Origin of the sequence: Prevotella pectinovora (assembly GCF_041323955.1) — a bacterium.
In the GTDB taxonomy this organism is placed as follows: Bacteria; Bacteroidota; Bacteroidia; order Bacteroidales; family Bacteroidaceae; genus Prevotella; species Prevotella pectinovora.
The window spans coordinates 600,187-621,275 of sequence record NZ_JBGLIV010000001.1 but is presented as its reverse complement, the minus strand read 5'-3'; the positions used below and the strand labels follow the sequence as shown (position 1 = coordinate 621,275).

Below are 21,089 nucleotides of genomic sequence, written 5' to 3'. Positions count from 1 at the left end.
CCCAAATCGGTCTTGATGACTGGTTTGGGTTGATTGTTTATTGCCTTAACCCGAATCAGTCATCAGGACGTTCGATGTTATATTTGACAACTACTTGCAGCAAAACGGTCATTATGCCGTTACCCCCAAACCCCAAATACAGAAAGCCCACCGCTATAATTGTCAACAAATTCCGCTGAATGTTTTTTTATCCGCAAGTTTTACACTACCTTTGTATAATAATCCTTACAACAATGCTGCTGGAGGTGCTCCACACTTCGCCAAGGCAATGGAAGCATGGCGCAGAAAGGCGCATCACAACGGTCTTGCCCGCCAATGGGAAAGTCTGCTGCAGTAAGAAGGATTTCTACAAACAATAACGAACAAACACCGGAAGCGCAACAAGCAACCGGCAATACAGATTATGAAAATAAGCACACTGATAACGGCAGCGATCGCCCTGGCTGCCACCTGCCCGGCAACGGCACAAGAGACAAAGACCGTGAAACTGAGAATTCTCGAGACGAGCGACGTCCACGGCAGCTTCTTCCCCTACGACTTCATAGAGCGGAGAGACGCCAAGGGATCGCTGGCAAGGGTCAGCTCATACGTGAACAGACTGCGACAGGAGTATGGCGACAACGTGATACTGCTCGACAACGGTGACATCCTGCAAGGTCAGCCCACATGCTACTACTACAACTATGTGGCTACCGACAAGCGCAACATCGTGTCGGACATTCTGAACTATATGCGATACGACGCCGCCACCTTCGGCAACCATGACGTGGAGACCGGGCACAGCGTGTATGACAAATGGATTGGCGAGATGAACGCACCGGTGCTGGGCGCCAATATCATCGACACCGCCACAGGAAAACCATACGTGAAACCATACACCATCATAGAGCGCGACGGAGTGAAAATCGCCGTGATAGGAATGCTGACACCTGCCATACCGAGCTGGCTCGGCGAGAGACTATGGAAGGGGTTGCGCTTCGACGGCATAGAGAAGTCGGCAAAGGAATGGATAGCACGACTGAGAGAGACGGAGCGTCCCGACGTGGTGGTGGGACTGTTCCACAGCGGATGGAACGGCGGAATAGAAAACGCTGACTACACCGAGGACGAGACGGAGAACACGGCGAAAAACGTGGATGGCTTCGACATCCTCTTCTTTGGCCACGATCACCACGCAAGGAAGGCGGTGGTGAAGAATGCGACAGGAAGAGAGGTGTTGTGTCTCGACCCTTCGTGCAACGCCGTGAACATTGCCGACGCTGAAGTGGAGATAACGCTGCGCGACGGCAAGGTGGCAGAGAAGAAGATAACCGGTGAGGTGCGCGACATCTGCAACGAACCCGTTGACTCGGCATATATGACCCACTTCGCCAAGGAAATCGACGAGATAAAGGGATTCATCAATGCCCCCATCGGCGAACTTGCCGACACGATATACACCCGCGACTGCTTCTTCGGCAATTCGGCTTTCACCGACCTCATCCACAACCTGCAGTTGGCGATAACAAATGCCGACGTGTCGTTCAACGCTCCGCTGCAGTTCAACACGAAGCTCAACAAGGGCAAAATCCTGATGAGCGACATGTTCAAGCTATACAAATTCGAGAACAACATCTGTGTGCTGAGAATGACGGGCGAGGAGATAAAGAACTATCTCGAAATGAGCTATGCCCTGTGGACAAACCAGATGAAATCGCCCGACGACCATATCATGCTAATCGACGAGAGGAATACTGGTGACATGCAGAAGTTCGGATTCAAGAACTTCACCTTCAACTTCGACTCCGCCGCCGGAATAGACTATGAGGTGGACGTGACGAAACCGGAGGGCAAGAAGGTGAAGATACTGAGGATGTCTGACGGCAAGCGTTTCAACGCCAAGAAATGGTATCGGGTGGTGATGAACAGCTATCGGGCTAACGGCGGCGGCGAACTGCTGACCAGAGGTGCCGGAATAGCAAAGGAGGAACTGCCGGGACGCACTGAATACGAGAGCAAGCTCGACATGCGCCACTATCTCGCAGAAAAAATAAAGAGCGAGGGAACGATATATGCCAAGCCTAACAAGAACTGGCGTTTCGTGCCGGAGAAATGGACCAAGCCGGCACTCGAACGCGACAGAAAACTGATATTCAAAAGATAAAACAGAAAACTGTTACTCAAAAGACAAAAGAATGGAAAAACTGTTTTTCGTCTTCTGCAAAGGAGACCTGATGCTCGAAAAACTGCCCGACGGCACTTACACCATACCCTACGGCGAGAACGCCCCCACGGAGACGAAACCGTGGACAAACATGATGAACGTGAGTCCGCTGGGCGACACGGCGGTCTGCACATACTCCATCGACCATCCCGTGACCGACAATCCGAGATATGAGATGTGCGGACTGCGCCAGAGCTACTACAAGATAACCAAGGAACTGTATCTCAAGGCCGGAAAATGCGAAGAACTGCTGTATTGGGACCAGAACACCAAGTTCTGCGGCGTATGCGGTTCGCCGATGAAAATGCATACCGACATCAGCAAGCGCTGCACGGAATGCGGCAAGGAGGTGTGGCCCCAGCTCGCCACGGCGATTATCGTGCTGATACACAAGGGCGACGAGGTATTGCTCGTGCATGCCAGAAACTTCAAGTCCAACTTCATGGGACTCGTGGCTGGATTCGTTGAAACGGGAGAGACACTCGAAGAGGCGGTACACCGCGAAGTGAAGGAGGAGACAAACCTCGAAATCACAAACCTGCGCTATTTCAGTTCGCAGCCCTGGCCCTACCCCTGCGGACTGATGGTGGGCTTCAATGCCGACTACGTGAGCGGAGAGATAAAGCTGCAGACCTCGGAACTGGCCCGCGGAGCATGGTTCCGCAAGGACAACCTGCCCACCATCCCCGAAAAGCTGAGCATAGCCCGCAAACTCATCGACGCATGGCTCGAAGGAGAGAAGGACAACGGAATGAAATAAGGAACAACAAACAAAAAAAACAATTTATACACACCATGATAATAAAGACAGACTGTTTTCTGCCATGCGCCGACATCGAGGCCGTGATGCCTACGGTGAACCAGCTGAGAGAATGCAGGGCAGTGAAACACATAAACTTGCTCGTTTCGCAAGACTTCGCCATGCAGAACGCCGCTCCAGAGGGATGTGCGATGATTGTCGTAGACAATATCATGTCGTCGGCAACGATGATAAGCATCGCCGAGAATACTGACAGCGAATACACGATGATATACACCAAGTCCACACCGCTGACCATCGGACTCTATGCTCTGAGAAGGATGATCCGGGTGGCTGCCGAGACCAATGCGGCAATGGTATACAGCGACCACTATTCTGTGGAGAACGGCAACACCGTGGCACACCCCGTGATAGACTATCAGGCGGGCAGCCTGCGCGACGACTTCGACTTCGGAAGCGTGATGCTCTTCAAGAGCAGGCTGATAAAGGAATATGCCGCCACTAACCCTGATGCCGGCTACATGTATGCCGGTTTGTACGACCTGCGCCTGTTCATAAGCAGAAACGGTTCCATCTTCCATCTCAACGAATATCTCTATACAGAAGAGGAGAGCGACACCCGCACAAGCGGCGAGAAGCAGTTCGACTATGTCAACCCGCGCAACCGTGAGGTGCAGGTGGAGATGGAAAAAGCCGTCACGGCGCATCTCAAGGAGGTGGGAGCATTCATCGACACCGCCGGATATGAGACTCCTGACTTCAACGAGCAGCAGTTCGCATGCGAGGCATCGGTGATAATACCGGTCAGAAACCGTGAGAAGACGATTTGCGACGCCGTGGACAGCGCATTGGCACAGAAGACGAAATTCAGATTCAACGTCATCGTGGTAGACAACCACTCCACCGACAACACTACGACTCTTCTGGAAGAATATGCCGCAAAACATGCTGACCCTTCAAAGCCTCAGCTCATACACATCGTGCCTGAGCGTACCGACCTCGGCATCGGTGGATGCTGGAACGTGGCGGTGAACGACAGCAGATGCGGAAAATTCGCCGTGCAACTCGACAGCGACGACCTCTATTCGTCTGAAAACACGCTGCAGACTATCGTAGACGAATTCCACAAGCAGCATGCAGCGATGATCATCGGAAGCTACCGCATGTGTGACTTCAACCTCAACACGCTGCCGCCAGGACTGATAGACCATGCGGAATGGACCGACGACAACGGATGCAACAACGCCCTGCGCATCAACGGACTGGGAGCGCCACGCGCTTTCTTCACACCGCTGCTCCGGCAGTTGCAGTTCCCCAACACGAGCTACGGCGAAGACTATGCCATGGCGCTCGCCTTCTGTCGCCGCTACAGGATTGGCAGGATATTCTCCGAACTGTATCTCTGCCGCCGATGGGGCGGAAACAGCGATGCCGCTCTGAGCATAGAGAAGGTGAATGCCAACAACCTGTATAAAGACAGAATCAGGACAATAGAGCTCTCTGCCAGACAGCAGATAGAGAAGGGAATGATGGACTTCAGCGACGACAGTTCGCTCCACCGCTTCTTCAACAGACAGATGGAGCAGTGGGATCTGGCAAGGGAGAACTTCCGCGACCTTCACAATGTGGAGCAGCGCCAGCTCAACAGCGAAGGCAACAACATCATCGTGCAGTTCAATCCGGCACGCATCGTCTCCACAGGGGCAAGGATAGACAAGAAGAGTCTGGAGAAGCGTCCGTGCTTCCTCTGCCGCAAGAACCGTCCTGAGGAACAGATGTCTAAGACTGTCGACAAGGACTTCGAACTTCTCGTCAACCCCTACCCTATCCTGCCGGCACATTTCACGATTCCCAAGCTCACCCACCAGCCACAGGCAATATACCACAACTACAGCGAGATACACCGTCTGCTCACGCTGTTCCCCAAGCTGATGGTGTTCTACAACGGTCCGAAATGCGGAGCGTCGGCTCCCGACCATTGTCATTTCCAGGCCGGCACGAGCGGACTGCTGCCGCTGCAGACGGGATGGCAACGCTATTGCCGCAACATGACGGAGATATTCACCAACAACGACGGCGAGAGCATTTCCGTGATAAACGAATATCCTTCGCCGGCACTGCTCATCCGCAGCAAGAGTCTGAAGGGTGACGCCGAACTGTTCAAATTCGTTTACAAGGCGCTGCCAATGGCAAAGGACGACTATGAGCCGATGATGAACATCGTGAGCTGGAGAAACGGCGACGAATATCTCTCGGTGGTATTCCCTCGCCGCCGCCACCGTCCGGCATGCTATCCCGACCTGTCGGCTCCTGAGGCCGAGGGTTCGCTGATGATCAGTCCGGGAGCTCTCGACATGGCTGGAATGATAATAACGCCGCGAGAGGCCGACTTCAAGAGCCTCACGGCAGAGAAGGCGATAGAAATACTGCGTGAGGTGAGCCTCAACGACGAGGAGTTTGCCTCTGTGATAAAGAAGATAAAGGAGAATGCCAACAAACCTTCGGCAGCGAGCATAATATGCCCCAAGCGCCGCGAGCCCAACGTTCACGTGGGAATAGTGAGCGGCGAGAGGATTGAGTTCTCGCTCAACGGCGAGTATTCTGCCAAGGGTGAGATAATCACCGGCAGACAGGTGGTGGAATTCTCTGAGGGTGGAATATTGTGGAACGGCAACCAATACCGCGAACTCTGTTTCTCACCGAAGACCGACAAGGCGTCGTTCTCGCTCTTCGACGTGACCATCGGTGTGAACTTCCACTGGGAGCGCAAGGAGACACAGACCTTCCAGGGAGAACTGAACCTCGTGGTGGAGGCCGACAAGATATGCGCCATAAACAGTCTGCCTGTGGAGAAATATCTCGAAAGCGTAATCTCAAGCGAGATGAGCGCCACATCGAGTCTGGAACTGCTCAAGGCTCACGCCGTAATCTCCCGCTCATGGCTGCTCGCACAGATGAAGAAGAGGATGGAAGTGGCTGAGAGCGGCAACAACTTTTTCTCGTTTGTCAAGAAGGACGACATGCTCATCCGCTGGTACGACCGCGAAGACCACACCATATTCGACGTGTGTGCCGACGACCACTGCCAGCGCTATCAGGGAATAACTAAGGAGACGTCGCCTCACGTGGCACAGGCGATAAAGCTGACGAGAGGACAGATTCTCATGAACGGCAACGACATCTGCGACGCCAGGTTCTCGAAATGCTGCGGTGGAGTGAGCGAGGAGTTCCAATACTGCTGGGAGGATGTGTCAAAACCATATCTCATCGCCGTCAGGGATACCGAGGGCGGAATGAAGGACGGCGGCGAAAGCGTGCCCGACCTCACCATCGAGGAGAATGCCGAGAAATGGATAAGGACGAGTCCGGAGAGCTTCTGCAACACCAGCGATGCCAAGGTGCTCTCTGAGGTGCTCAACGACTACGACCAGGAGACTGCAGACTTCTACCGCTGGCACGTCACTCTGACTCAGCAGAAGCTGAAGAGTCTGCTGGATGAGAAACTGAAGATGAACCTCGGCGACATCATCGACCTCAAGGCGGTGGAACGCGGAAAGAGTGGCAGGATAAGCAAACTGCTGATAGTGGGCACCGAACGCTCGTTCACCATCGGCAAGGAACTGGAGATAAGACGCGCCCTGAGCGACTCTCACCTCTATAGCTCGGCATTCGTGGTAGACCGCAAAGACATCGGCAGCGACGGTGTGCCGCAGCGGTTCGAACTCACGGGAGCCGGATGGGGACACGGTGTGGGACTGTGTCAGATAGGTGCTGCCGTGATGGGAGAAAAGGGTTTCGACTACCGTCAGATTCTACTCCACTACTATCGCAACGCCGAGATAAAGGATATTTATTGAAAACAACGAAACAAAAATGAAGACTAAAACATCTCCGTGGGCATGGGTGCCCACCCTATATTTCGCCGAGGGACTGCCAAACGCCATCGTGACGGGTCTCTCCGTGGTGATGTATATGCAAATGGGACTCACCGATACTGAGGTGGGTCTCTTCACCGGATGGCTGGCTCTGCCGTGGGTGATAAAACCGCTGTGGAGCCCGTTCATCGACCTCCTGAAGACCAAGCGCTGGTGGGTGCTCGCCATGCAGATGCTCATCGGCAGCGCATTGGCTGGCATAGCGTTCAGCATACCTACGGCATTCTGGTTTCAGGCCACCATGTGCCTGTTCTTCATCATCGCCTTCTGCAGCGCCACCCACGACGTGGCTGCCGACGGGTTCTACATGATAGAACTCGACAACCACAACCAGGCAAAATACGTGGGGCTCAGAAACACATTCTACAGACTCGCAATAATCTTCGTCAACGGCATTCTCGTGTCGCTCGCCGGAGTGCTGCAGGTGGTGTTCCGCAATCAGATAAAATTCTCGTGGGCTCTGATATTCTATGGGCTCGCCGGACTGTTCCTGGGAATGTGGCTGCTCCACTGCCGCACTATGCCGAAACCTGCAGATGACGCTCATACGCAACGCAGCATGACAGAGGTGGCTAACGAGATAAAGACGATGTTCACCACGTTTTTCAGCAAGTTCAAGGCTTCTGAAACGCTTTGCGTAATGCTCTTCCTGCTGCTATACAGATTTCCGGAGGCCTTGCTCAACACCATGACTAAGACATTCATCCTGCGCCCCAACTCCCAGGGCGGTCTGGGACTCTCGCCACAGGAATACGGACTCGCCAACGGCACGGTGGGACTGATCGGTCTGCTGCTCGGCGGAATCCTCGGCGGATATCTCGTGAGCCGCGACGGTATGAAGAAATGGCTGTGGCCGATGGTGTGTGCCATCACTCTGCCTGATGTGGTGTATATATATCTGAGCTATTCGCTCAACTCCGACCTCTTCGTAGTGTCGTCGTGTCTCTTCGTGGAACAGTTCGGATACGGACTGGGATTCACCGTGCTCACGCTCTACATGCTCTTCTACAGCCAGGGCAAGTTCAAGACCTCCCACTACTCCATCTGCACCGGAATATCATATCTCGGACTGATGCTCCCGGGCATGGTGTCGGGATATATGAAGGATATGCTGGGCTATCGCACGTTCTTCATCATCGTGATGCTCTGCTGCACCATCACGTTCCTCGTAACGGCATTCCTGAAGATAGACCCTGACTTCGGAAAGGAAACGTCTGAAGAGGAATGATAACACATTAAAATGACAACCCATCCTGACCTTCCCAAAGGGAAGGAACTGGTTAGTCCGAAATGAGTTCAGACAATCACATCAGCCCCCTCTCATTCTCCCCCGTAGGGGAGAAGCTGGTTACCATTGTTAATGACAAACTATTGACAATCAAGCAACTACAAGCAACAATCTACAGTTAAAGGTATCTGTCCCTCCCCTTCGGGGGAGGCTAGGTGGGGGCTGTTGTCAATAGCCGGAGTAACTTGTTCCTTCCCTTTGTGAAGGTTAGGATGGGTTTGAGTCTAGGTGGGGCTGATATTCATTTCTATTGTCACAGCCATTGTTGTAATTACAGCATCATATTGTCATAAGTCTTATGAATTCCCATATTACATCATAAGGACTTATTATTGTTGTATCATAAGACTTGTGGTTTATCCTGGTTTTTGTCTATAGGTAATCAGAGAACAAGCAGACAGGAGGTATCCCTGTTTTTTTCAAAAAGCATCTGTTGACACTCCCTTTATCCCAGTCACACGAAACATTTTTTGGACAAAAAAGTATCATAGTCTCATTCTGGAGTCCCCGTCCGCACCTAATCATTTGACCTCCTGCACATTACCCCAATGACACTTTTCTTTCTTGTTTACAAAAAAGTGTCACAGAAGTATCATAGAAGTATCATTCGCATGTATAAAGCTATTATCAACAATTCTTCATACGATACATCGGCAATCCATTGAACCAAGCCCTTGACTATATGCCACGAAAAGAATTCCTCGAATGGCATAGGGATGTATTGTTTGACAAATTGTAATCTGCCCGATATTTCCGAGCCTTTGGTGTAATCAACTACTTGGGGGATTTAGATGGTCTAACGCCCGTTTTGATGTTATATTCCGGTTGTATTCATGGTCTGATATATAGACTTGTGATGTCTAAGACATAGACCCTGATTTTCCCCCACAGCGTGGGGAACAGAACCCCCTAATGTGGGGTTTCATTCCCCACGCTGTGGGGGAAAATCAGGACGGGCGAAAGGGATTGGGATTTAGCCGGATTTGCAAGTGCTTGTGCAACGGCTTATCTTCTGGTTTCAGCCCCCTCTCGTTCTCCCCCGTAGGGGAGATGTAGGTTACTCTGACTATTGATAACCGTCTGATAATCAGACACAAGAGTATCTATCCCTCCCCTTCGGGGGAGGCTAGGTGGGGGCTGTCGTCGATAGCCGGAGTAATCTGTTCCTTCCCTCTGGGAAGGTTAGGATGGGTTTGAGACCAGGTGGGGGCTGAAGTCGGCAGGAAAATCATCCACCTTGGGTTTATCCAGGTTCTTGTCTAAATCTGCGGGCCAAAAACAACGAAAAGCGGTTGAACAACGACATGGAAGTCGCCATTCAACCGCTCCGGTTACACCCTCTCATGCGAGCGGGTATACAAATAAACTGATTCTCTCTAATACTTTCTAAAATTCAAATACTTCAGAAAATTTACTTGTAGAGCTTCATGCCGATGTTCATTCCAACACTTGCCAATACTGCAAAAGCTACTACACATGCTGTTACTAACATAAATGTCAACATAATCAATTTCCTTTCTCTTTTTAGTTATCGTTAAACAATCTTCTTACCTGCTGCTCTTATTGCAGCTTTTATCTTTATCTTTTCAGTTGCAAAGTTAATGCCTTTTGTGTTCGCACACAACAAATAGAGGGGATATAGTCGTTTCATACGCTTTTTATTGATATCAATCAAAGAAAGCATATATTTGCTGTTAGTAAATTGACATAAAATAAGCGGAAATATATACAAATATATGACAAACGCATGACACTATGTACATAATATTTACAAAAACAATGCCTTTTTGTCAGATTTTATTATCCTGCTGTCAGACAAATCCTGCAGCATCCGGAGCTTCTCTTCTGAGAGTTTGTCCAGCTTGGCCAGTTTCTTGTTGTATTTCCACCAGTTGAGCAGTCCCCGGTTCTCCACCTTCTTCTTGTCGGGCAGCTGATGATGCTGCTCCACATAGTCCTTTAGCTGCTGATACTTGGCCAGCCATTTGGTTTCATTCACTGTTGCCATACACCTTATATTATATATTCCGCAAGTTTTCAACTTGCTCTGCTAGTTGACAAGCAGGCAAGATACAAGTAAACAAGGAGACCGCAAAAGTACAACAATAAACTAACACTTCAAAAAAGAGAAAACACTTATAGGGATTTTCCCTCCCACTTTAGGGAAAAACCCTTTGGCAGCACCGGGAATTGTTGTTTCTTTGCACCAGAGAAAAGAACATTACGAACATAAAACACAATGATCATGAAAAGGTTTATATTATCAATGGCATTGCTTCTCACCGTGGCACTATCCACAATGGCGATGAGCTACGAGCAGGCAAGGGACAGAGCACTCTTCCTGACCGACAAGATGGCTTACGAGCTGAACCTGAACGATGAGCAGTATGAGGCAGCATACGAGGTGAACCTCGACTATCTGATGAGCATAAGCACCTATGATGACCTCTACGGCACATACTGGACGAGAAGAAACATGGATCTCAGCTATATCCTCTTCGACTGGCAGTATAACGCCTTCTGCTCAGCGGCATATTTCTACCGTCCGCTTATATGGACCAACGGCGTGTGGCGATTCAGCATCTATGTACGCTACCCGAACCGCACATATTTCTATTTCGGCAGACCAGCATTCTATGCCACATACTACGGCGGACACAGCTGGCACAGAAACGGCGGACGCAGCTGGTATCACGGACGCACCTTCGGACCTCGCCCAGGAGAGAGCCGCTTTGGAATGAGAGACAGATATGACCGTGGCGATTTCCGCGGACAAAGAGGCCATGACCGCAGACATGACAACGGACGCTATGACCGAAACAACAGACGCAACGACAACAACAGCGGACGCTACGACCGAAACAACAGACGCGACGACAACAACAGCGGACGCTATGACCGCGGCAACAACAGACGCGACAACAACAGCGGCTACAGAGGCACTACACCGAGGAGAGGCACCGGCAACGGCACAACGAATCTGAGCAGCTCTCGCACGACAGTGAGCCAAGAGATAGGCAGATCATCAAGGGGCAACAGCTTCAACAACAGCCCGACGAGAATATATCGTCCGGCAGGCGGTTCTTCCCGCCCAGCCAACACCTTCACACCGAGTCGCAGCAGTTCGTCGAACAACAGGTCTGTCGGCAGCGGCAACAGTTCATCAAGAGGCGGCGGACGTTCCGGTGGCGGTGGAAGATTCGGAAGATAAAAGGATAAAAGAAAGAAGACTTATATCATATATACAACACAAGGCTGACTGGAAAGAAGGATTAAACATACTATATTAAAGAAACGATAGGTAAAAGGATTTTGAAGCATAAAAGACATCAGGATATATTAAGGTAATGCAGACCTAAGAAAGGAGTGAGGAATCTGATTCTTCGCTCCTTTTGCTTTATTCTTATAATCCCTGACAGAAGGACATAAAAATAGGAGGAAAAATATTTCATCTTCCTCCTACCCTATTGCAAGCCCACCATTACGGGCTGCATATTCACGAAACTCTCAAAGAGATAATTACTTGTTCAAGAGATATCTCTCTGCCTCAAGCGCAGCCTTGCAACCGCTTGCTGCAGCCGTGATGGCCTGACGGTATACTGGGTCGGCAACGTCGCCGGCAACGAACACTCCAGGAATCTTGGTGCGTGGTGTGCCGTCGATGGTCTTGATATAACCCACCTCGTCGGTCTCGAGCCACTCCTTGAATACGTCAGAGTTTGGCTTATGGCCGATAGCGAGGAAGAAACCGTCAATCTGGATGTCAACCTTCTCCTCGTCTGCCTCGCCGCGACGCTTCACGAGATGTGCGCCTTCTACACCGTTCTCACCATAGAGTCCGATGGTGTTGTGCTCAAAGAGCACCTCGATGTTCTCAGCGTTCATCACTCTCTCCTGCATCACCTTAGAGGCTCTGAGGAATGGCTTGCGCACGATGAGATATACCTTCTTTGCCAGACCGGCGAGATAGAGGGCATCCTCACAGGCTGTGTCGCCACCGCCCACAACGGCAACGGTCTTCTTGCGATAGAAGAATCCGTCGCATGTGGCACATGCTGACACTCCCATACCGTTGTATTTCTTCTCGTCGTCAAGTCCGAGATACTTTGCAGACGCTCCAGTGGCGATGATCACGGTGTCCGCCTCAATCTCAACGCCCTCTTCGGTTGTCACCTTGTAGGGAGCCTTGCTGAAGTCCACCTTAGTGATGATGCCGTCGCGGATGTCAGCGCCGAAGCGTTCTGCCTGCTCGCGGATGTCGTTCATCATCTGTCCGCCAAGCACTCCTTGAGGATAACCGGGGAAGTTCTCCACCATAGTGGTCTGTGTGAGCTGGCCACCGGTGAGCAGACCGCAATATTCAACTGGCTTCAAGTTTGCTCTTGAAGCATAAATAGCAGCAGTGTATCCTGCAGGACCACTACCGATAATCAAGCATTTTACGTGTTCCATATTATAATTTAGTATTTAAAGTCGTTATTCTGTTTTACAACAATTCTTCTATCTTCTTCTCGACGTTCTCCATATTCTCTGTAGGTTCGAAGCGCTCTACCACCATTCCGTATTTGTTTACAAGGAATTTGGTGAAGTTCCACTTGATGTCTGCCTTTGACTTGTAGTCGGGATCGGCCTGTGAGAGCATCTCGTCGAGAACCTTTGTCAACGGATGACTTTCGTCCCATCCGGCGAAGCCCTTCTGCGAAGTGAGGAATTTATATAGAGGATCGGCATCAGGACCGTTCACCTTCACCTTCTTGAAGCGTGGGAACTCTGTGCCGAAATTCAATTTGCAGAACTCATGGATAGACTCATCGGTTCCTGGCGCCTGCTGTCCGAACTGGTTGCAGGGGAAGTCGAGGATTTCAAAACCCTGGCTGTGATATTTCTCGTAGAGCTTCTCCAACTCTTCATACTGTGGAGTGAATCCGCATTTAGTGGCTGTGTTGACAATCAGTAATACCTCGTTGGCATACTCCTTGAGAGCTACCATCTTTCCTTTTCTGTCCTTAACCGAAAAGTCAAATACTGTATTCATTTCTATTCTTGTTTTTTGTTTTAAAATATATTTCCGATTTAATAACCTGTTCTTTTGTCAGAATGACGCCTTCTGCCACGGAGCCATCTGCGCCAAGGATATACCCTGCGCATTACAGGTTGAGGAATCCATACCCCTACAGGCTGACAATCCTCTTACCACAGATTGATAATCCACGATTACAGACTTATAATATCTCCTTTGCAGAGGCTTCAGAAGAAGCATTCTCGCCAATCTATTTGCAAAAATAGGCATTTCTGATGAAAAGGCACCAAATAAATGCGGAATATTTGCGATTTTTTATAAACCGAAGTCCATTGTCGCTGCCACTTTCTCTACCTGCGCCTCAGTCTTGTCCGGCAGATTGCAGAAGAAGTCTATCTTGTTGCCAAGTTTGTTCTGCAGTTCGGAGATGGAAACGACATATCCCTTCAGCGCATCGTCGCCATGATATACGTTGGTGTGCTCAAACCAGAAAGCGAGGCCGGAATACACGTTGAGTTTGGCACGCTTCCACACCACGGCAGCATAGAAATACTTCGGAACTATCATCTTGCCGCCGATACGCTGCAGGATATGGTTCTCGCTGTCTATCGTACCGCCCTTGCAGACGAAGAGGGAGTCGCCGGAGGAGAACTTTGTTCCTGACACGAAGTTATACAGGAACTGCTCCATGTTTATCCACAGACCCTTGTACTTATAGTTCTTGTCGCTTCCGTTGAACACCTTGTACTGCGGCTGCATATTGGTGAGATAGAACGTCTGCTTGTTTATGGCGAGGCTGTACAGACGGTCGTTCGACGGACAGAGATGTCCATGGTCGAATCCTGATCCGTATATCAAATCCTGTCCGTTGCTCTTAGTGTGATAATCGTCATTTGTCAGGTTTACAACGTCGAAAGGATACTGCATCTCGCCTTCGGCGGCATACCATCGCTGCACATTCTTCTTTATGTTCTGCTTGGTCATCACATAGCATGTCCAGCGGTTTGACTTCAGAGTGCGGTCCCACTCCACACAGTAGTTCACTCCGTCTTTGTCGAACGTATTGTCGCTCACCCTATAGGCTATGAACTGGCTGTTGCCTCCCTGCAGATGCGGCACTTCGGTTCTTGTCGCGGCAGCATCGGTATAGTCGGTGTTTCTGTTTACGTTGGGTTCTTTTGCCGGTGAAGAACCGCCACCATCATTGTCACTGCCGCATGCCGTGAAGAAAAGGGCAACTGCCGCAGCATACATAGCACGAATAAGAAATCTGTTCTTCATAATGAATTTCATAATGATTTGAATTGTCTTAGTTTGCTTTTCCTCTGGCTGACTGTCGGCAGCAAGAGGATTATTCCCCAAAATGGGTTTAACCCATCTCATAAAACAGCGTAACGCCCGTTTCGGGGGCAAGACAGATTGGGATACAAACAAAAAGTGTGTTCATGCGCATATGCAACTACGCTTGAACACACTTTAATATCTTCCTGAATAATTATATATCTTAGTATATATTATTTACGGGCTTTTCCATAGCGGCTCATGAACTTGTCCACACGACCTGCGGAGTCAACGAGCTTGCTCTTACCAGTATAGAACGGGTGAGAAGTGCTTGAAATTTCGACCTTTACCACTGGGTAAGTCTCTCCTTCAAATTCTACTGTATCGTTAGTCTTGCATGTAGAACGTGTAAGGAACATATCGCCGTTGGACATATCCTTGAATACGACGGGGCGATAGTTTTCTGGATGGATACCTTTTTTCATTTTAATCTAAAATTGTTTGTTTATTTGTTTATTATTTTCGATGCTTTTCAGCATTTGGCTGCAAAGGTAAGGCTTTTTTGTGGAATGGACAAGAAATTTTGGAAAAATGTTGAACCAGCAGGCTAAATGAGGGGGCTACGCCTTTTTTAAGACAAATAGGACGTTTTAGGACTTATAGGACAGATAGGACAGATAGGACAGATAGGACAAATAGGACAAATACAGCCTTGCTATTAATCCTATAAGTCCTATTTGTCCTATCTCTCCTATTTCTCCTATAATTTCCCTCACTTTCTCACTTCTTCCATCCATTCTGTTGCCGATAAGCAATTCTGCCCCTCGTCATTTCCTCCCTGATTCCACCGTTTTTCAGGAAATCCGCCTTTTGCCTCTCTATCAACAGTCTGAGGAGAGTGTCTGCTTGATGAATCAGTATTATTGCAATATTTGCGATGGTTTCAGCCGAACGGCTCGGAATCTGTTTCATATAAAATTCCGTATCGTTATGTCTTTTACAAATATCCCTCGTCTTTACAGTTCTTACATCTGATATTTCCCACTGTACCAGTCCGTTTTGCCTGAGATAGTCCTCATAATCCAGCAATAGTTCTTGCAGACTTGCTTTCGCCACATTGGTCAGTTTCAGCTCCGTTTCTCGTGAGGTGGTTGCCGCCGCACTGCCCTCGGCAATATTCTGTCTGCCGCTGCGCGCAGCCTGTATCATCTGGTCTACGGTACGGTCAGTCCTGTCCAAGAATTTGTGTGCGAAATAATATGTGATGTCATATATGCAAGTTGCCTTCTGAAATGCTATCAAATCACGATAGCCTCCTTTCTGTGGAATAAACTCCTTGTCGTTTTCCATTTTAAGTATTTTGTAGATTTAGGAGAACTTAGAAAAATCCCATCATCTGGAGGGATGATGGGATTCTGAATATATAAGGTCAATGTTTTATTTAATGATAACGGTAGAGCCCATTGTCAAAGTGTAATCGTCAATCAATACATCTCCGCCTGGCTTTTTGGCATTCATTACAAGAACACTGTAAGTACCTTCTGTTTCGATTGTGAATGTATATGTGACTTTCACCCATTTCGTGGCTGTTATGTCGTTTACATAGTCACCATATTTATAATCGCTTCCGGTTGGGTTTGCTCCATCTTTCACCGGAACATATCCAGGACGAACAGAGGCACCTGTAGATGTTGCAGCTTTTGCATAGAACGTAACAGTATATTCACCTGGCTTCAGAGTTATCTCCTTGTAACCAAGGCGCTTGTTGGCAGAACTTGATCCACCAACCTTTACAGAATACTTTCCGCTGTGAGCATCTGTACTCTGGCTGAGTGTTGCATTTCCTGCAGAAGAAGCAGTCTTCCAGTTATTTGGCAAACCGTTTGTCCAGTTCTCAAAGTCGCCATTCGAAGCGCTCGCATCACCGGTAGTGCCGCCTTCAGAACCGCTGCCGCCGTTGCTCTTGAGCGAAACGAGATAAGCCTTGCCCTGAACGGTCTCTGGGGTGTTGCCCATATAGTTGACAACCTTGCCGCATACTACCACTTCGTCACCAACATTGAGAGTTGCGCCTGAGGTGTATTTCTCATTGTTCAGATAAAGAGCACGGAACACATAGAACTGATTGTCTGCCTTGCCATCGTCGGAGATGTAGAATGTGGCATTGCCAAACTGGGTGCCATACTGCTCCTTGACTGAAACCACCTTTCCCTTGATATATACGTCCTTGTCTGACTCCACGCCGGCAGCGAGAGACGATGCATACTGGTTTGCAGCCACGCTGTTGAATGGGTTTGCCTTTGTACCGTCGCCGGTTGGCTGACCTGCTGCCGGCTGGTCTGAACCGCCGCCACCATTGCCATTGATTGAAACGATATAGTTTCCGGTAGTGAATTCCTTTGTTCCGTAGTAGTTCACAAGCTTACCGCATATCACTACCTCATCGCCTGGCTTGAGAGCGTCCTCGCCAGAGAACTTGGTTCGGTTTGGCCCTGCATATCCGTTGAAAACGAGGAACTGGTTTGTTGCTGTACCGTCGTCGGAGATGTAGTATTTGAGACTGCCGTAGCTCGGGTCGAAACTGCCAGACTGTACTGACACTACCTTACCCTTTACATAGACGTCCTTGTCCTCGGCGCCACCATTGTCAATATACTTGATGGCAGCAGCCACGTTGTACGGATCTGCCTGTGTACCGGTACCTGCCGGCTCCATTTCCGGACTTGAAGGTTCATCAGGTGTTACGTCCGGCATTTCATACGGTGCAGGAACGTCTTCACAGCTTGTCAGCGATGCGAATGAGAATGTCAGGGCAGCCATCGCCATTACTGAATATAATATCTTTTTCATTGTATTTCTTTTTTATAGTTTTGTTACATTTTATTGAATTCTCAGCCTTGCTTATTTCACCTCCTCGATGTCGCTGTCTGAACGAAGGAGAATCTGCCAGGTGTAGCCATATTTTGAAGGATTTGTGGCGTATACGGTGAAGATACCGGTGAGGTTCACCTTTCCCGTAGGCATCGCCTTGGCAGCGAAGTCGGCGTATGTGCTGCTGCGCACTACCATCAGACTCTGTGCCTTGCCGTTGATTTTCACCGTGCGGCTCACTCCGTTTCCGGCGTCCTTGTCAGCCTCCGGCGCCCATGCCAGTTTGCCGTCAGCGCCATCCATCTCCACGTTTTCCAGTGTCATCAGCTTTCCACGATGAGATTTCACGTAGTCAATATACTTTTTCTCTAATTGCTCAAATTCTTTAAATGGGACATTATTCTCATCCTTATACACTTTATAATTCTTACTCAAATAATTTAAGAGCAATTCAGTATCAAACTTCTCCGGCACCACCTTTGAAGCGTCTGCCGCACCGAGAATCTTGAAGTGCTCGTTCCACACGTTGATGTTCATACGGCTTGGGAATGTCCTGCCGCTGGTATTCGTATATGGCACACCAATCTGCACGTTGTTGCCATAGATGCCGATATAGAGTCCCTTGAGGTTTACGAGGATTTCCTGTCCTACAGGCAGGAATCCGAAGAGTCCGCCCTTCTGTATGCAGATGAGGAGTCCCTCTCCGCTCTCGTCCTGCACGGCAATCTGGTTGTAGATGTTTCCCTGAATGTCGTTTCCGGTCACACGCACCTTCAACTGCCAGTCTTCCGTGATGCGCACGGTGTCGTTTGCCTGTGATGAGGGGATGAGGTCTACTGTCTTTGCCTTCAGTTCTTTTATGGATATCATCTTGGCATCGTCCTCTACGATGTCGTTGTTGCCATATGGAGCCACCTCGCCGGTCGGGTCGTTCCAGTCGTCGTCCATGCAAGAAGTGGCAAGTCCGCCGAGGAGCATTGCCGCAACGAGGAATTTTATATATTTCGTCTTTTTCATTGTCATGAGAGTTTTTTAGAATTTATACGCGATATTGAGGAGTCCGTTGGTGCCATAGGCATAGAACTTCATTGGATTCTTAGAGAACTTGTATGCACGTGTCGTTGCCGTTCCGTCGGCCTTCGGTGTGCTGTAGTCGCTTCTGCTCTGTTCGTATCCTCCGGTCACGATGTTGGTATTGTTCAGGATGTTCGTCACGGTGAGGTTGATTGAGAGCGATCCGCGCTTCAGGTATATGCTTCTTCCGATAGAACCGTCTATCATGAATCCGCCGTGTCCCTTAGCCTGTGAGAGTTCGCTGCGCACCGGCTGGTTGTTTAGGATGTCGCCACGCACTTTGCATGCTGACTCATATCTGTAGTTAGGAGAGTATGAGAGATAGATGCGGTCGTAGTAGTTGGCATTGAGGTCGATGAACCATCCGCCGCTGTGATAGCTGAGTCCGAGGCTTGCTGCCGTGAGCGGTGTGCCGTTGTCGCGCATACCTTTATTATATATATGGTCTTCAACGAGTCCGTCTGCCACATCACCATATACCACGGCATTCTGCGAGCGCATATACTCGAGATAGGCGTCGTTGAGAATCTTGGCGTCGCTTATCTGTCCGACGAGTTTTACGTCGAAGGCGCTTGTAACACGGAATTTCAATCCTGCCTCAACGCCATAGTATGCCTTCTTCATGTTTGTGAGCGACACGTATGTGAATGAGTTCACGTCGTCCATATAGAAGTTCTGCCAGTCGCTCACGTTGGTGAGGTAGCTGTAGTATGCGTTGATGTTGGCGTGCAGCCAAGAGGTCTGGAACTGGTATCCGATTTCTGAACTGAATACGCGCTCGTTCTTGAGGTTGCGCACGAAGTCGTTGTTTATCTCCGGTGATATGAAGGCCGCCTTTGCCTGCGGAGCACGGTGCTCATATCCGAGTCCGAGGGTAAAGGTGTTGCCACGGCCCAGATTAACGTTGGCTCCGAATTTCATTCCGCCGTCAATGAACTGTGCCGTGTGGCTCTTGCCGTAAGAGTTGTCCTTGGCGAGACCGTTGCGCATCTTTCCGTCACGCTGCATGGATGTATATCCCAGTTTACCGGCGATTACATAGTGCAGGTTGCCGAAGTTCTCCGAGTAGCTTGTCCACAGTTTGCCGTTGTTCACGAGCAGGTTATAGTTGTAACCGAACTTGTCGTCTTTTCCCACGAGGCCGTTGCGGTTGTTGAGGTCATACTGCACCTCGTCGGCATCTGGCGAATAGGTGCCGATGGCATAGGTGTTCACGTTGTGGAATGTCGTTGCTCCGAGCATATCCTCCATCGTCTGGTAGTGCATGCCCTTGTTGGTAGCTCCCACAATGCCGATGTTCCATGCCTTGTCTTTGTCTATCTGCTTGTTGAAAGTTGAAGCCAATGCGATTGTCAGCGCATCATTGTGCTTTGCCTGCAGATAATACATGGCATCCTGTCCCTGTGCCGATGCCTGTTTGTTGGCATAATACAGCTGGTCCCAGTTTATCTGGCGGTTTGCCTTAGGTCCGCTCCAGAAATCGTATGCCGACTGCCAGTTGGCGAGCGCATCGCTGTTCCGGTATGAGGTATTGGTGTCGTCCCAGATATCGAAATAGCTGCTCGGCATATTCTTCCAGTAGTTTGGATGAGGGTTGTCGGCGTTGTTGTAGTTCAGCTTCGTGCTCTTATACATGCTGTACTTGCCCATGAGCGAAGTCGTCAGCTTGTCGTTGTCGGAGATTTTCCAGTCCCATGTGAGCAGAGCTGTCGGCGCAAAGTCGTTGACTACTCGTGAGTTGCGCTTTTTGCCGTTCTGGTATCCCCAGTATGGGTTGTAGTATCTGTCGTTTGCCATCCAGTACATCTCGTCAGTACCGGCTCCCTGAGAGGCGCGCTCCGTAGGGTTGCCCCATGTGGTGAGCGAGAGAGAGTGGCTTCCGTCACCGAACACCTTCTGCACTCCGAGGAAGTAAGAGAGGGAGTTATAGAACGTCCCCTCCACGTATCCTTCGTTCGCCCAGCGGTATGTGAGGTTTCCTGAGAATGCCCAACCACGGTTGCTGAGTCCGGTATTGAAGGTGTACATGCCTCGCAACGTATAACTGCGATTGGCTCCGGAGAGCGTTATCCTGTGGCCTGCCGGCATGCTTGCCGGACGGAAGTTATAGTTGTTTGAACCTGCCATCCCCGTCATGGCAAAATTGTTGGTTTCAAACGGAAGGGCGAACTCCTGGTTCTTTGTCTGCTGGTTGAGTCCGCCAACGAGGGAATAGCGGAACTGCCCCGTCTCCATGTCGTTCATCGGCAGTCCGTTGATATAAACATCGTTATACTTCTGGTCGAACGCACGATAACGGAAACGCACCGGCGAGAAGAGGAATCCAACCTCACTCGCATACATGTTGGAGTTGGAATTGACGATGGTAACGTTCTGCGACATATCATCGTCTTCTCCGAGCTGTGCCTCCGTAAACGTGAAAGCCGACTCACTGAGAGCGGCGCCACGCTGTCCTATGGAGTCAGTACCTACTGTCTGGGCCTGGGCCATAGAAGCGGAGCACAATGCCATCACGGCTAATTTCAGATTCTTCTGCTTCATAAATAAGTGTTATGTTTGTATGCCACAAAGTTAACGCTTTTTTGACTAAGCGACAAACATTACAAGATAAAAATACGGGATGTTACAAACATTTAATATCGCAATGCCAAAATAAT

General features: G+C 49.7%; 15 protein-coding genes. 6 read left to right on the top strand and 9 right to left on the bottom strand.

What is annotated here, in order from left to right; genetic code table 11:
- Positions 1-211 precede the first annotated feature (211 nt).
- From ACDC99_RS02405 to ACDC99_RS02385, 5 genes are all read left to right on the top strand, one after another.
- Positions 212-337, top strand: coding sequence for a hypothetical protein (locus tag ACDC99_RS02405; RefSeq protein ID WP_262503099.1), 126 nt, complete (start codon positions 212-214; stop codon positions 335-337).
- Between the two features lie 66 nt (positions 338-403).
- Positions 404-2,143, top strand: coding sequence for a bifunctional metallophosphatase/5'-nucleotidase (locus ACDC99_RS02400; protein ID WP_370755693.1), 1,740 nt, complete (start codon positions 404-406; stop codon positions 2,141-2,143).
- Positions 2,144-2,174: 31 nt separating this feature from the next.
- Positions 2,175-2,963 carry an NAD(+) diphosphatase gene (nudC, locus tag ACDC99_RS02395; RefSeq protein ID WP_022317642.1) on the top strand — a complete coding sequence of 263 codons (789 nt, stop codon included), beginning with the start codon at positions 2,175-2,177 and terminating at the stop codon, positions 2,961-2,963.
- A 35-nt stretch (positions 2,964-2,998) separates the two neighbouring features.
- Positions 2,999-6,820, top strand: a complete 3,822-nt coding sequence (locus tag ACDC99_RS02390) for a DUF4922 domain-containing protein (protein WP_370755691.1) — start codon at positions 2,999-3,001, stop codon at positions 6,818-6,820.
- A 16-nt stretch (positions 6,821-6,836) separates the two neighbouring features.
- Positions 6,837-8,126 carry an MFS transporter gene (locus ACDC99_RS02385; RefSeq protein WP_022317640.1) on the top strand — a complete coding sequence of 430 codons (1,290 nt, stop codon included), beginning with the start codon at positions 6,837-6,839 and terminating at the stop codon, positions 8,124-8,126.
- Between the two features lie 1,828 nt (positions 8,127-9,954).
- On the opposite strand, the gene ACDC99_RS02380 is transcribed toward ACDC99_RS02385, so the two are convergent.
- Positions 9,955-10,194: a helicase associated domain-containing protein gene (locus ACDC99_RS02380; protein WP_022316764.1), complete on the bottom strand. Its 240-nt coding sequence runs from the start codon at positions 10,192-10,194 to the stop codon at positions 9,955-9,957.
- Between the two features lie 237 nt (positions 10,195-10,431).
- On the opposite strand from ACDC99_RS02380, the gene ACDC99_RS02375 reads away from it, so the two are divergent.
- Positions 10,432-11,397: a hypothetical protein gene (locus ACDC99_RS02375; protein WP_370755689.1), complete on the top strand. Its 966-nt coding sequence runs from the start codon at positions 10,432-10,434 to the stop codon at positions 11,395-11,397.
- A 308-nt stretch (positions 11,398-11,705) separates the two neighbouring features.
- Here the strand turns inward: ACDC99_RS02375 and trxB are convergent, their stop codons facing one another.
- The 8 genes from trxB to ACDC99_RS02335 form a co-directional block, all read right to left on the bottom strand.
- The gene (gene trxB / locus ACDC99_RS02370) at positions 11,706-12,638 is read right to left on the bottom strand and encodes a thioredoxin-disulfide reductase (protein ID WP_044079499.1); all 933 of its coding nucleotides are present in this window, start codon (positions 12,636-12,638) and stop codon (positions 11,706-11,708) included.
- Positions 12,639-12,672: 34 nt separating this feature from the next.
- Positions 12,673-13,221, bottom strand: a complete 549-nt coding sequence (locus ACDC99_RS02365; RefSeq protein WP_022316761.1) for a glutathione peroxidase — start codon at positions 13,219-13,221, stop codon at positions 12,673-12,675.
- 300 nt (positions 13,222-13,521) lie between these two features.
- Positions 13,522-14,487: a DNA/RNA non-specific endonuclease gene (locus ACDC99_RS02360; RefSeq protein WP_370755687.1), complete on the bottom strand. Its 966-nt coding sequence runs from the start codon at positions 14,485-14,487 to the stop codon at positions 13,522-13,524.
- Positions 14,488-14,720: 233 nt separating this feature from the next.
- The gene (locus tag ACDC99_RS02355; protein ID WP_022316759.1) at positions 14,721-14,972 is read right to left on the bottom strand and encodes a type B 50S ribosomal protein L31; all 252 of its coding nucleotides are present in this window, start codon (positions 14,970-14,972) and stop codon (positions 14,721-14,723) included.
- A 295-nt stretch (positions 14,973-15,267) separates the two neighbouring features.
- Positions 15,268-15,837, bottom strand: a complete 570-nt coding sequence (locus ACDC99_RS02350; protein WP_370755685.1) for a four helix bundle suffix domain-containing protein — start codon at positions 15,835-15,837, stop codon at positions 15,268-15,270.
- An 87-nt stretch (positions 15,838-15,924) separates the two neighbouring features.
- Entirely contained in the window at positions 15,925-17,337 is a 1,413-nt protein-coding gene (locus tag ACDC99_RS02345) for a carbohydrate binding domain-containing protein (protein ID WP_278840235.1), read from the bottom strand.
- Positions 17,338-17,388: 51 nt separating this feature from the next.
- Positions 17,389-18,375, bottom strand: coding sequence for a DUF5689 domain-containing protein (locus ACDC99_RS02340; RefSeq protein ID WP_302749889.1), 987 nt, complete (start codon positions 18,373-18,375; stop codon positions 17,389-17,391).
- A gap of 15 nt (positions 18,376-18,390) precedes the next feature.
- Complete coding sequence (locus ACDC99_RS02335; protein WP_308008414.1) at positions 18,391-20,973, bottom strand: TonB-dependent receptor; 2,583 nt, start codon at positions 20,971-20,973, stop codon at positions 18,391-18,393.
- Positions 20,974-21,089: the final 116 nt, after the last annotated feature.

Bases quoted from the DNA above. Each gene is read 5' to 3' on its own strand.
- ACDC99_RS02400 (WP_370755693.1), top strand. From the start codon at position 404: ATGAAAATAAGCACACTGATAACGGCAGCGATCGCCCTGGCTGCCACC.
- nudC (WP_022317642.1), top strand. From the start codon at position 2,175: ATGGAAAAACTGTTTTTCGTCTTCTGCAAAGGAGACCTGATGCTCGAA.
- ACDC99_RS02390 (WP_370755691.1), top strand. From the start codon at position 2,999: ATGATAATAAAGACAGACTGTTTTCTGCCATGCGCCGACATCGAGGCC.
- ACDC99_RS02385 (WP_022317640.1), top strand. From the start codon at position 6,837: ATGAAGACTAAAACATCTCCGTGGGCATGGGTGCCCACCCTATATTTC.
- ACDC99_RS02380 (WP_022316764.1), bottom strand. From the start codon at position 10,194: ATGGCAACAGTGAATGAAACCAAATGGCTGGCCAAGTATCAGCAGCTA.
- ACDC99_RS02375 (WP_370755689.1), top strand. From the start codon at position 10,432: ATGAAAAGGTTTATATTATCAATGGCATTGCTTCTCACCGTGGCACTA.
- trxB (WP_044079499.1), bottom strand. From the start codon at position 12,638: ATGGAACACGTAAAATGCTTGATTATCGGTAGTGGTCCTGCAGGATAC.
- ACDC99_RS02365 (WP_022316761.1), bottom strand. From the start codon at position 13,221: ATGAATACAGTATTTGACTTTTCGGTTAAGGACAGAAAAGGAAAGATG.
- ACDC99_RS02360 (WP_370755687.1), bottom strand. From the start codon at position 14,487: ATGAAGAACAGATTTCTTATTCGTGCTATGTATGCTGCGGCAGTTGCC.
- ACDC99_RS02355 (WP_022316759.1), bottom strand. From the start codon at position 14,972: ATGAAAAAAGGTATCCATCCAGAAAACTATCGCCCCGTCGTATTCAAG.
- ACDC99_RS02350 (WP_370755685.1), bottom strand. From the start codon at position 15,837: ATGGAAAACGACAAGGAGTTTATTCCACAGAAAGGAGGCTATCGTGAT.
- ACDC99_RS02345 (WP_278840235.1), bottom strand. From the start codon at position 17,337: ATGAAAAAGATATTATATTCAGTAATGGCGATGGCTGCCCTGACATTC.
- ACDC99_RS02340 (WP_302749889.1), bottom strand. From the start codon at position 18,375: ATGAAAAAGACGAAATATATAAAATTCCTCGTTGCGGCAATGCTCCTC.
- ACDC99_RS02335 (WP_308008414.1), bottom strand. From the start codon at position 20,973: ATGAAGCAGAAGAATCTGAAATTAGCCGTGATGGCATTGTGCTCCGCT.